Consider the following 12736-nt stretch of genomic DNA (forward strand, 5'->3'; position numbering starts at 1 on the left):
ATAATGATGAAAATTGCTCTTTATGCAGGTTCTTTTGATCCTCTTACTAATGGCCATCTTGATGTTTTACGAGGAGGCTTAGCTTTAGCCGATAAGGTGGTTGTTGCTGTCGGTATACAAGCTAAAAAGCAATCGCTCTTTAGTTTCGAAGAGCGCGTTGATTTAATTGTACAAGTCCAAAAAGATTTGTTAGGTGCAGATTCTGATCGATTGCAGATCATTTCATTTGATACGCTTTTGATTGATAAGGCCCGGGAAATTGGTGCTTCATTTCTTATTCGTGGATTGCGTGATGGTAGTGATTTTGATTATGAAATGAAGATGGCAGGGATGAACAGCATGATGGTTCCTGAATTACCGACTGTTTTTTTACCAGCAAGTGTTTCTGGGCGTATGATAACCTCCTCATTGGTGCGTCAAATTGCCTCTATGGGAGGTGATGTTACACCTTTTGTGCCTTCTAATGTTGCAAAAGCTTTGTGTTTGAAATTTCAATTTTTAGGGAAAAATGATTGTGTATCTTAGAATTTTTGTCTTTTTAGCATGTATTTTTTGCTTTTTTTCATTGAATGCTACAGCAAACGATTCAAATTTTCTTGTTTTATCTCTTAAAAATGGTGATGTGATTATTCGTTTGCGTCCTGATCTTGCTCCGAAACACGTTGCACAAATTAAGAAATTAACAGAGGAAGGTGCTTATAATAATGTTGTATTTCATCGTGTTATTGATGGTTTTATGGCACAGACTGGTGATGTGAAATTTGGAAAAAAAGATAGTACAGATTTTGATCTTAAGCGCGTTGGTACAGGTGGATCAAATTATCCTAATATACCAGCGGAATTTTCAAAGCAGCCATTTAAACGTGGCGTTGTTGGTATGGCACGTTCACAGGATCCTCATTCAGCAAATTCTCAGTTTTTCATTTGTTTTAATGATGCTGATTTTTTAAATGGCCAATATACTGTTGTCGGAGAGGTTATAAAGGGAATGGATGTGGTTGATAAAATTAAAAAAGGAGCTACAAGTAATAATGGATCTGTGACGAATCCTGATATTATTCATGCTGCTTATTTACAAGCTGATAGGTAAGTTAAAGGAGTAAGTCATATGGCAGAGATCAGAGATTTAGAAAATACCTTAATTCTTGAAACAACTAAGGGTAAAGTAGTTATTGAGCTCTTTGTTGATTTAGCTCCTAAGCATGTTGCACGTATCAAAGAGCTTGTACGTGAAAATGCTTATGATAATGTTATATTTCATCGTGTTATTGATGATTTTATGGCCCAAACTGGCGATGTGCAATTTGGAAAAAAAGATAGTAAAAAATTTGATTTATCACGTGCAGGTATGGGCGGTTCAGATAAGCCCAATTTGGTGGCAGAGTTTTCAAATCTTTCTCATAAGCGTGGAACAGTTTCTATGGCACGCAGTCAGAATCCAAATTCTGCTAATTCTCAGTTTTTTATATGCTTTGCAGATGCTCCTTGGCTTGATCGTCAATATTCTATATGGGGTCAGGTTATTGAAGGTATGGAAAATATAGATAAGATTAAGCGGGGTGAGCCTGTAACTGATCCTGATGCGATCATAAAAGCTACCATTTTTGCAGATACAAAATAGTGTATATTTTTGTATAAATAGGTTTTCTTGCTGTTGTTTTCCCAGAATGAAAGATCATGTTCTGGTTATTTTGTATGGTAAGAAGTGTACTTTTAATTTATATTATTTAACAATAAAAGTTTTCGCGTCCATTACTTCTTTAAGATTTTTGGTGACAGATGCTTCATGGATGCAAGTATGATAAAGTAGCGAATATGATGATAGTTGTAATGAATTAGTTTTTTTTAGTTGCTAGATTTGTTGCCCTATGAAAATTTTTTCCTAAAAGAAAAGTATTGATGCTGATGCAATATTGAAAAAAAACATCAAATTATGCCTCATAAAAAATAGGTACGCAATTTATTTATATTCCCTTTGCTATTTTTATGTTAGGTGAAAATTAATACTCCGGTACGCATTACCTGATCCGGAGACAAACAGTGTATTTCCGTTTCTCATGATTATTTATATTAACAATGTTAACAATGAGTTAGTGAATTATTAAAGAAGTATAAAAATTGTATTTTTTTTTACTATGAAATAATGAATTTTCAACAAAAGGCACCGATGGAGTTTGCCCATATATAAGATATTTTTAAATGATTCATTGTTTAAGTTATGTAAGAATAAAAATGATTTCATTTACAGTAGATGTAAAAGTAATTTAGCCTGAGATTAAAGTCTAGGAAATGTAAATAGTTATTATTGTGAAGTATGTTTCTTGTTTTTTTGGCAGTAACATTTGAATCACTGAAGTTTTATTTAATTTACGAAATATTGCATTTATCACGAAAAAAACTGATGAATATCATTATTTTGGTTGTGGATGATGTGTTTAAAATCTTGTAGATAAATATTTAAGTATAGATATAAGAGTGTGTTGTATTTGTTTGTGTGTATTACAAATATCTAGGATTAAAATTTTCTAATGCAGAGATGGTTATAATGCAGAATTCTCAGAAAAAAAAACTCTTCCGTCTTTTGAACTTGATTCTAGAACGCGGAATTTTGCAATTTTATCTCTTGCCATTGGAAGTTTTGCTATTGGTACCGCTGAATTTGTTGCGATGGGTTTACAGCCAGAGATGGCTTGCAGTTCACATGTTGATATTCCTACAGCTGGCCAATATGTTTCTGCTTATGCATTGGGAGTTGTAATTGGAGCTCCTCTTTTAGCTGTTGTAACATCTAAATTACCATATAAAGCTGTTTTAATGGGATTGATGTTTTTTTATGCATTTGCAAATATTATCAGTGCATTTTTTTCTGATTTTAGCACATTAGTAATGTTGCGGTTTATTAGTGGTTTTCCGCATGGTTTTTATTTTGGGCTTGCAGCTATGGTTGCATCTTCAATGGTGAAGACGAATGAACGTTCCAAAGCTGTTGGGGGAGTAATGCTTGGTTTGACAATTGCTACAGTTATTGGAGCACCGAGTGCAACTTGGATCGGTCAGATTTTTGGTTGGCAAATTGCTTTTATCCTTGTAGGTATTGTGGCTCTACTATGTTGTTTTTTTATTTGGCAATTATTACCCTCTATTCCGAATTTTCCAAAAACAAATCCTCTCTATGAATTAAGTGTACTGAAGCAAAAGCAGGTATGGTTTCTCTTGGTTATGGTTTCGGTTGGTGCATCAGGATTATTTTCTGTTTTTACCTATATTAAGTCAACATTAATGTATATTTCCAATGTTTCTCTTGATTGGGTGCCATTTATTATGCCGTTATTTGGATTGGGGATGGTTGCAGGTAATCTGTTAGGACCTAAATACACAGCTAAAGTAGGCACGTCACCAGTAATATTTTTTTCTATGCTTTGGAGTATATTTGTTTTTTTTCTTTTTTTCTTTTTATCCCATACTCCATTAACGGCAGTGTTAGGATGTTTTCTTGTTGGCACTTCTTTTGCAGCTATGCCTTCTATACAAACAAAAATTATGGATTTTTCTAAGCACGGACAGATTTTGGCAGGTGCTTTAATGCAATCTGCTTTTAATATTGCTAATGCGCTTGGAGCAGAATCTGGAGCATTGGTTTTAAAATTTGGCTATAGCTATGAATATACCAGTATTTTGGGAAGTATTTTAACTTTTTGTGGATTGTTAATTTTTTGCTTTTCATGGTACGCGGAAAAACGCAACAAATATTCTTCTCAAGAATAAATATTCTTTGAAAAGCATTATTTATTTGATTGTCCAGCTGGATTTTTAAATATCCTATAAGAAACACGCAGAGCAAATGGAATACCAAGACAGAATAAAATAGCAATAAGTGTTACTAGAAGAGCTTTTGCTGAAGAAATCATTCCTTCTACTCCTCCAGGGTCAAGGCGACCAGCTAAATTTGTGATTGTCCCTGCTAATGTTGCGCTTAAAGCTGCTGAGAACAGTTGTATAGAAGTCAAAGATTCACTCGCACGCAGTGCATCTTTATCATCTGCACATTGTAAGATGCGTGTCAATAAATGGGGCCATGCCATACCAGCACTAATCCCAGTAGCAAATAACACTATGCAAATGATAATAGTATATTCAAGTGCAGATACTTCTTTTGGAACAAGCCACAAAAGAATGCCTACACCGAAAAGGTTAAGTATGGGAGAGTACACGATGATGTTGCAAACTTGTTTTATAGATGCTCCGGCACTTAGCAGAGAACCACATGTCCAACCAAGGCTTATGAGTGCTGCCATATAACCAGCGACAAGTGGCTCTTGTCCATGAAGAGTTTGAAGAAAAAGTGGAAAATAAAACTCTATACTAAATGCTACTACAGTCATTATGAGCATCAATGTGTATACAGGAAAAAATTCAGAAGAGAAGAAGAAAGCTTTATATGGCAACATAGGATGCAGTGTAGATGACTCTATTTTTGCCAAAACAAAGAGAAGACTGAACCCAATAACTAACCCACAGATTTGTGCAACTACAGTATCAATAGCTTCTCCAGTAGAAATGATAAAAATCAGTAAGATAAGTATGAGTAGTTGTGGAAGAGGGAGAGGGGAAGTTGGAATGTGGTTTTTATTTTTTATTGGCAAAACTACAAAAGCTACGATTGTAAAGATTATTGCCAATGAGCCGATTATCCAAAAGGACGCTCTCCACATGCCATATCGTATACAAATTCCACCTATAGCTGGTCCTAATAGGATTGATATTCCCCACATTCCAGCGATAATACCTAATGCATACGACCATAAAGTAGGAATAAAGACAATACGGACCATAGAATATGATAGTGATAGTAAAGAACCACCTCCAAATCCTTGAATAAAGCGCCCTATTAAAAATGACGGCATGGTTGAAACCGTGCTGCACACAAAAGTGCCGATGATAAAGATAAGGCAAGCAATAACATAGGCCTTCCTAGGGCCTAGTTTTTCTAGTATTTTTGTTGCAAGTGAAGTACCAAGAAGTGAAGCTGTAACAAAAACACTGGTTACCCAAGAGTAATACACCCCCCCACCAATATCCTGTAGGAGAGACGGTAAAATAGTAACTACAATGTAAGAAGTAATAGCATATAACGCAACACCGCTTGTAAGCGTTAAAGAGAGAATAGCATTCTTACCCAATAAAAGTTCAGACCAGTTTCGGTTTTTCACTGTTTTCTTCTATCCATTAAGAATCAAATCTCTTAACTTATAAGGCAATTGTTTGAATTTGCCAAGAAAAGACTAAAAACCCTCCTTTTGGAGGGTTTTAGAATTACAATAAACTCATAATTTAATTTATTATTGCTTTTTTAAGATTTTCATCAATTTTATCAAGAAATCCTGTCGTAGAAAGCCATTTTTGTCTAGGTCCGATCAACAGTGCAAGATCTTTAGTCATAAAACCTTCTTCAACTGTTTGAATACAAACTTTTTCTAATATTGTAGAAAAGTTTTTTAATTTTTCATTATTATCCAATTTAGCGCGGTGCGCCAGTCCACGTGTCCACGCAAAAATAGATGCAATAGAATTTGTTGATGTTTCTTCATTTTTTTGATGCTGACGGTAATGGCGTGTTACTGTGCCATGAGCGGCTTCTGCTTCAACGATTTTACCATCTGGTGTCATGAGAACAGAAGTCATAAGACCTAGAGAACCAAAGCCTTGAGCGACAATATCTGACTGAACATCACCATCATAATTTTTACATGCCCAAACGTAACCACCTGACCATTTAAGTGCAGAAGCAACCATATCATCAATTAGGCGATGCTCGTAGTACAATTTTCGATTTTCAAATTCATCTTTAAATTCTGTATCGAATATTTCCTGAAAGATGTCTTTAAAACGTCCATCATAGTCTTTTAAAATGGTGTTTTTTGTAGAGAGATAAACCGGAACATTCCGCTGTAGTCCATAATTAAAAGATGCGCGAGCGAAGTCACGAATTGACTCATCAAGATTGTACATGGCCATGGCAACTCCCGCACTCGGGGCATCAAAAACATCATACTCGATCACTTGATTGTCATCTCCGACAAATTTGATACTTAATTTTCCCTTGCTAGGAAATTTGAAATCAGTTGCTTTATACTGATCACCAAATGCGTGACGTCCGATAATAATTGGCTTTGTCCAGCTAGAAACGAGGCGGGGGATATTTTTGCAGATAATGGGTTCGCGAAAAATAACTCCTCCTAAAATATTACGGATCGTACCATTGGGTGATTTCCACATTTTTTTCAAGTTAAATTCTTCTACTCGTGCTTCATCAGGAGTTATGGTTGCACATTTTACACCGACACCACATTGTTTGATAGCATTGGCGGAGTCAATTGTTACTTGGTCATTGGTTGCATCTCTATTCTGGATGGAAAGATCATAATATCTGAGATCAATGTCAAGATATGGGTAAATAAATTTCTCTTTGATATATTTCCAAATAATACGAGTCATTTCATCACCATCGATTTCAACAATGGGATTTTCTACTTTGATCTTTATCATTATAAGTCCTTGTTCGTTTTAATAATATTGTTTTATAGCACTTTCAGAACTATGATGGAAAGTAAAAATAGAGCTGCAATCAAAAGCGTTAAGACAATTTGCACTTTCTTCTTCGACATATCGGTGATGTTTTTTTGTACCTTTAGAAAAAAGCGATCTTGTTATCTTTGAGCTTGTTTTTATAATTTATAAAATTTTTATTTTAATACACTTTCATTTCTAAAAATTTTTGCACCATAGTCAATTTCAGCATCTTCGAAAATGGCAGAAAGAAGAAAAGTATGCGCATTGCCGGAAATATTTGTATGATCATGAATTTTTGCTTTGTGAGAATTTTATGTTCTTCTTCGAGGAATTTAGCACTGCCATAAGCTTAGGAGGTATCAGAGAAAACAAATTTTAATATCAAAGCACAGATTTATGGAGATAAATTTATATATTATTTTATAAAATTTTATGGATCTTTAGTGTTAAGACTTGAATATGTCCCTCTGATTCACTTGACTATCAAATTTATGGTATTTTTTATCAAGTGATAGCAGGCCTTTTATAATAAGACGTAAGTAAAAAAGCTAATAGAAAAATTTAGCGAGAAGAATACAATCTACAGGAAGACGCTTGGAAAGCATATCCCTTCACTTTTATTTACGTATCCCTTATTCTTAAAAAATGAACAAAACCAAATTATTAAGTGCTACGAAAAAAAAATGGTACGCCCAAGGGGAATCGAACCCCTGTTTCCGCCGTGAAAGGGCGATGTCCTAACCGCTAGACGATGGGCGCAAACCAATGATGAGGCTTATAGAGAGGATCTTTTTACTTCGCAAGCCCTCTGCGTAATTTTTTTTAAAAAAACATTTTTTATTGAATTATTTTTTTAATTCATTTGCGTTCCTCTACCTTGGATAATATCATTCTCTAAAATTTGGTATAAAAAATATACAATGGTTATTAAGAATAGATAGGCAATCTCAGGGGTAATTTCACATACAGTCAGAGGGTATTTTTGTTATTTCTAGTTTGAGGAATAGACAAAATAATAAAATAGGTATTTTCATGGCGCGTGATACCAAGTACTCCTATGTACTATCTTATTAGTTAATATAGAATATATAAATAAAATGACAGTCAGATATTAAACAGTTTAATAAAGTAAAGCGACAAGTGTTTATTGATCATTAATAAATGATTTGAGCTATGTAAAAATCATCTTCAAGTCATAGATCAAAAAATTGCTAATTAATAGAGAATTCATGTCATGAAGTTGAAAGATTATTTTTTCATATGTATCTCCGCATGAATGAGTAAAAATATTAAAGAAAATTTTAAATCTTTCTATATGTTATTTTGCATTTTAAGTAATCATTGTCATGATTGCATGTGTAAATAGGGATTTTTGAGGTCATTAATTTTAAATACACGCCTACGATTATTCGCTAACATTTCAATTTGTCATGGATAAGATTATGAAATATATAATTTTTACAAATTTTATTGTTGTTTTATGTTTTTATACAACATCTCTGAATGACATTTTTATGAAAACCAAATAGTATGATTTTTATAAAAAGAAACATAATTTTTAATGATTATAAGTTTATGTTTTTAGATGGTTTTTGAGCTTTGAGGCAATATTACTTATATTTCGAAACATTTTTGAGTGAATATAGTGAATATATAGATGTTATTATTTGAGAAATTATTTTATTTATTCATAAAGGCTATGAGCTCGGCAGTATTGATGGTTCGCAGGGTTTGCTCGTAATTTATTGCAAGTAATTGAGGTATTTTTTAGTAAATGTATAGGGTATAAGGATAGGCAGTTTTAATAATGGCAGAGGCTTTAAAAGTTGGTATCGGAGGTCTTGGTACGGTTGGTACTTCAGTTATTCAGATTTTACGTGAAAAAGCAGATAGTTTGGCTTGCCAATGTGGACGACCAATTAAAGTTGTTGCTGTTAGCGCGCGCGACAAAGATCGTAATCGTGGAATTGATTTGAGTGATGTAAAGTGGTTCGATTCACCTGTAAAAATGGCCTCTTCTAATGAGATTGATGTTTTTGTTGAGTTAATTGGTGGTGAATTAGATGTTGTGTATGCAGCTGTCAAAGAGGCATTTAAGGCGGGACATCATGTTGTCACTGCCAATAAAGCGTTACTTGCTCGATATGGTATAGAACTTGCTATAAATTCAGAAGAAAAAGGTGTGTTTCTTAATTTTGAGGCTGCCATTGCAGGTGGGATTCCTATTGTAAAAGCGATGAGGGAATCTTTGTCTGGGAATAATGTATCGCGGATTTATGGCATTTTAAATGGAACTTGCAATTATATCTTAACGCGCATGTTTACTGAAGGCATTTCATTTCAGGATTGTTTGGTAGATGCGCAGAGGCTTGGTTATGCTGAATCTGATCCGACCTTTGACATTGGAGGAAACGATACCGCTCATAAATTAGCTTTACTGTCAAGTATAGCATTCGGAACAGAAATTTCATTAGATGATGTTTATATCGAAGGGATTAGTAATATTTCACCTATTGATATCTGTGCAGCCGATGAATTGGGGTACAGGATTAAGCTTTTAGGGATCGCGTCAAAAACTGATTTTGGGATTGAACAACGCGTTCATCCAACGTTGATACCAAAGTCATCAATGATTGCACAAATTCATGGTGTCACCAATGCTCTTTCTGTTCAAAGCGATTTATTAGGTGAATTACTGTTTTCTGGTCCTGGTGCTGGAGGATCGGCAACAGCATCAGCTGTTATTAGTGATTTGGCTAATATAGCAAAAATTCATCCTAATTTTCACTATTCACCGGTTTTAAGAATACCAGCATTGGCGCTTATTCCTTATAAAAAGGCATGTATCACTAATCATATAGGTAATTACTTTATTCGTTTGAATGTTCATGATCGTGCTGGCGTTTTTGCAATGGTTGCACAGCATATGGCGGATAATTGTATCTCATTAGAATCAGTTGTTCAGAAATCTTTTACGAAAGATCATATTAGTAAAACAAAAACAATTATTTTAGTAACGCATAAAACAACAGAAGCTAATATACGACAAACACTTGAAGAAATTGAAAAAGATGGTCACTTTGTTACAAAATCTCGATTTATTCGCATCGAACATATAGTATGAAGACGATGATTTATTGTACAATAGTATCTCAGAAAGATCAGTTTTTTTTTGAACTCTAATATTTGTTTGGTAGGATTTTTTATATGCCCACAACTCAGAAAATTTTAAATGGATTGGATCGTATTCTTACTCTTGAATTAGTACGTGTTACTGAATGTGCTGCTGTTGCAGCCGCTCGCTGGCGTGGGCGAGGTGATGAAAAAGCAGCTGATCAAGCTGCTGTAGATGCAATGCGTCGGGAACTTAATCGTTTGCCAATTGATGGTACTGTAGTGATTGGTGAAGGTGAACGTGATGAAGCTCCTATGCTCTATATTGGAGAAAAAGTAGGTCTTAAAAATGGATCAGCCGTTGATATTGCACTTGATCCGCTTGAAGGAACTACAATTTGTGCTAAAAATCTTGCAAATTCTCTAGCTGTAGTTGCAATATCTGAAAAAGGTAATTTGCTTTATGCTCCTGATGTTTATATGAAAAAAATTGCTATTGGTCCTGGCTATCCAAAAGGAATAGTCGATATAGATGCAAGCCCCGTGGACAATATTCATGCTCTTGCGAAAGCTAAAGGAGTGGCTGTTAACCAGATTACGGTTTGTATTATGGATCGGCCTCGTCATGCAAAAATTATTGATGAAGTGAGGACAACAGGGGCAGCAATTCGTTTAATTGGTGATGGTGATGTTGCTGCCGTGATTCATACAACAGATCCAGATGAAACAGGGATTGATATCTATATGGGTATTGGTGGAGCTCCAGAGGGAGTATTAGCTGCTGCAGCTTTACGCTGTATTGGTGGGCAAATGCAAGGACGTTTACAGCTTGATACAGAAGAAAAAATTGAACGTGCGGCAAAAATGGGGATCAGTAATCCTAATAAAACTTATACAGTTGAGGAGATGGCAAAAGGTGATGTTTTGTTTTCTGCAACAGGTGTAACAGATGGAAATATGCTTTCTGGTGTTAAATTTACTCCTAGATATATTCAAACAGAGACTATAGTTATGCGCTCACACACAGGAACAATCCGAAATATCAAGGCACAGCACAGAAATTATTCCAAATTCGACTAGTATTTTATTGTTAATGATTGTTGTTGGGGAATGCTATCTAGCAAAGTGCAAACGTGCTTTTTATAAAATAATCCACAAATGTATTTAAAGGATATATTCCGCAATTATGATAGTTGAACGGAGTATACCCAGCTCTTTTTGTCCTCTATGTTTCCTTTTTGAATATTAACTAGCTGCGCATGAAGTTTTTCTGTAATTTTGCCAACTTCTTCGTTTTCAATCACCAACTCTCCACCGTTATATTTAAAACGGCCAATTGGTGTTATAACGGCAGCAGTACCACACGCAAAAGATTCTTTAATATGACCACTTCGTACATCTTCCTTAAGTGATTCAAAAGAATAAGAATCCTCTTTTACGGATAAACCCATATCTTGTGCCAATTCTAAAATTGAATGACGTGTTATTCCTGGAAGAATATTTCCGTTAAGTGCAGGTGTTATAAGTGTATTATTTTTTGTAATAAAGAAAACATTCATACCACCAAGTTCTTCAATCCACTTATGCTCAACCATATCAAGGAAAAGCACTTGACTACAATTATTTTGGGTTGCACTATTTTGGGCTAGTAAACTTGCTGCATAATTCCCCCCACATTTGGCAGCACCTGTACCACCTGGACCAGCACGACTATATTCTGTTTCAATCCATACACTGACAGATTTTTCTTTACCTGAAAAATATGATTCAACCGGAGATGCTATAACGCAGAAAACATATTCTCGAGAAGGGCGAACTTTTAAAAAGCTTTCATTGCCAAACATGAATGGACGTATATATAAGCTAACGTTTGGATTATAAGAAACCCATTTTTGATCAATTTTTATCAATTGATTAACAGCATCTAAAAAGATATCTTTTGGCAATTCGGGCATAGCCAATCTCCGTGCTGATGCCATAAAACGCTGTGCATTAGCATCGGGGCGAAATAACAAAATACGACCATCCGTTGCTCGATGCGCTTTTAATCCCTCAAAAATTTCTTGAGAATAATGTAAAACAGTACTTGCTGGATTGATTTCTAAAGGTTTGTATTGAGAAATAACAGCATCATGCCAGCCTTTACCTTCACTCCATTTGATAATAACCATATGATCTGTAAAAAATTGACCAAAACCAGGTTTTTTTAAAATATCTTCGCGTTTCTCATCTGAGAGAGGTGAGTTGTGTTTTTCTATTTTAAATGGAAGTAGTGATGCAAGAAATTCCATAGGTAAAACCTTTTTAAGAGTGCTATATCTTTGTGTATATTTTACTAAAAATAATAAAACACACTTACTACAGCATTACAATCGGCAATTTTTTTGTGTCAATTTTTATTATAGAATACAAAGCAAAGAATACTTACAAATTTTCTTTATCATATTTCCATAATCATTTTTCTAGCTTTTATCAAGTATCTTGGAACTGTTATACGTATTTATCGTTATTTGAAATAAGAACCTGAATAACTTCGTATATATTATCATATAGATGATTCAAGATATGGAAATTGAGAAAGGAAACTCATTATGATTGATAAACATTATCCAGCATACGAGAAACATATAATTTCAGACAAAACAAATCACGAACAACGCAGACAGACTGGTAAAGGCATACTTGCTGTTGTTTTTACGTTTATTATCTTTTTGTTTGTTTTTGGCTTTTTAGCATCTTTTTTTGAAGAATCATCAAAACGTAATACACCCATTCATAATCCTATAGGATCGAGTCAAACTACAACAATTCCCGAAAAATATTTAAATACGAATCCACTATCTTACACAAGCCAAGACAAGATATCATTACCATCTTACGAAAAAAATCCCCTAGGTGAAGGAACTGAATTAACAATAGATTCAAAAGAAAAACCGCTTTCGATATTTGAAAAAGACAAATTTGATACAATTTTAATGCCTGAAATTAAGCAATAAGCCAAGTCTTCAATAATCAAATATAGTGCAATAGTTGCTAAAACTATAATATTATT

General features: G+C 34.3%; 10 protein-coding genes and 1 tRNA gene. 7 read left to right on the forward strand and 4 right to left on the reverse strand.

Annotated features, from left to right (window positions below; genetic code table 11):
* The first annotated feature begins 6 nt into the window (after nt 1–6).
* The 4 genes from coaD to V3565_RS05950 all read left to right on the forward strand — a co-directional run bounded on the left by coaD (nt 7) and on the right by V3565_RS05950 (nt 3765).
* A complete protein-coding gene (gene coaD, locus V3565_RS05935) occupies nt 7–525 on the forward strand; it encodes a pantetheine-phosphate adenylyltransferase (protein WP_455478878.1) in 519 nt (172 codons plus the stop codon).
* Nucleotides 509–1090 carry a peptidylprolyl isomerase gene (locus V3565_RS05940; protein WP_455478259.1) on the forward strand — a complete coding sequence of 194 codons (582 nt, stop codon included), beginning with the start codon at nt 509–511 and terminating at the stop codon, nt 1088–1090. The genes coaD and V3565_RS05940 overlap by 17 nt, the downstream gene beginning before the upstream one ends.
* An 18-nt stretch (nt 1091–1108) precedes the next feature.
* Nucleotides 1109–1621, forward strand: coding sequence for a peptidylprolyl isomerase (locus tag V3565_RS05945; protein ID WP_455478260.1), 513 nt, complete (start codon nt 1109–1111; stop codon nt 1619–1621).
* A 1046-nt stretch (nt 1622–2667) separates the two neighbouring features.
* Nucleotides 2668–3765, forward strand: a complete 1098-nt coding sequence (locus V3565_RS05950; RefSeq protein WP_455478261.1) for an MFS transporter — start codon at nt 2668–2670, stop codon at nt 3763–3765.
* A 17-nt stretch (nt 3766–3782) separates the two neighbouring features.
* Here the strand turns inward: V3565_RS05950 and V3565_RS05955 are convergent, their stop codons facing one another.
* The 3 genes from V3565_RS05955 to V3565_RS05965 all read right to left on the reverse strand — a co-directional run bounded on the left by V3565_RS05955 (nt 3783) and on the right by V3565_RS05965 (nt 7329).
* Entirely contained in the window at nt 3783–5210 is a 1428-nt protein-coding gene (locus V3565_RS05955) for an MFS transporter (RefSeq protein WP_455478262.1), read from the reverse strand.
* Nucleotides 5211–5331: 121 nt separating this feature from the next.
* A complete protein-coding gene (locus V3565_RS05960) occupies nt 5332–6546 on the reverse strand; it encodes an NADP-dependent isocitrate dehydrogenase (protein WP_455478263.1) in 1215 nt (404 codons plus the stop codon).
* Nucleotides 6547–7254: 708 nt separating this feature from the next.
* A tRNA-Glu gene (locus V3565_RS05965) sits at nt 7255–7329 on the reverse strand.
* A 1048-nt stretch (nt 7330–8377) separates the two neighbouring features.
* Here V3565_RS05965 and V3565_RS05970 point away from each other — a divergent pair.
* Together V3565_RS05970 and glpX are read left to right on the forward strand one after the other, a co-directional pair.
* Complete coding sequence (locus V3565_RS05970) at nt 8378–9694, forward strand: homoserine dehydrogenase (protein WP_455478264.1); 1317 nt, start codon at nt 8378–8380, stop codon at nt 9692–9694.
* An 83-nt stretch (nt 9695–9777) separates the two neighbouring features.
* Complete coding sequence (glpX, locus tag V3565_RS05975; RefSeq protein WP_455478265.1) at nt 9778–10764, forward strand: class II fructose-bisphosphatase; 987 nt, start codon at nt 9778–9780, stop codon at nt 10762–10764.
* Between the two features lie 104 nt (nt 10765–10868).
* On the opposite strand, the gene V3565_RS05980 is transcribed toward glpX, so the two are convergent.
* Complete coding sequence (locus V3565_RS05980; RefSeq protein WP_455478266.1) at nt 10869–11975, reverse strand: branched-chain amino acid aminotransferase; 1107 nt, start codon at nt 11973–11975, stop codon at nt 10869–10871.
* A gap of 300 nt (nt 11976–12275) precedes the next feature.
* Between V3565_RS05980 and V3565_RS05985 the strand changes: the two genes are divergently transcribed.
* Nucleotides 12276–12680, forward strand: coding sequence for a hypothetical protein (locus V3565_RS05985; RefSeq protein ID WP_455478267.1), 405 nt, complete (start codon nt 12276–12278; stop codon nt 12678–12680).
* Nucleotides 12681–12736: the final 56 nt, after the last annotated feature.

Source organism: Bartonella sp. B10 (assembly GCF_053794435.1).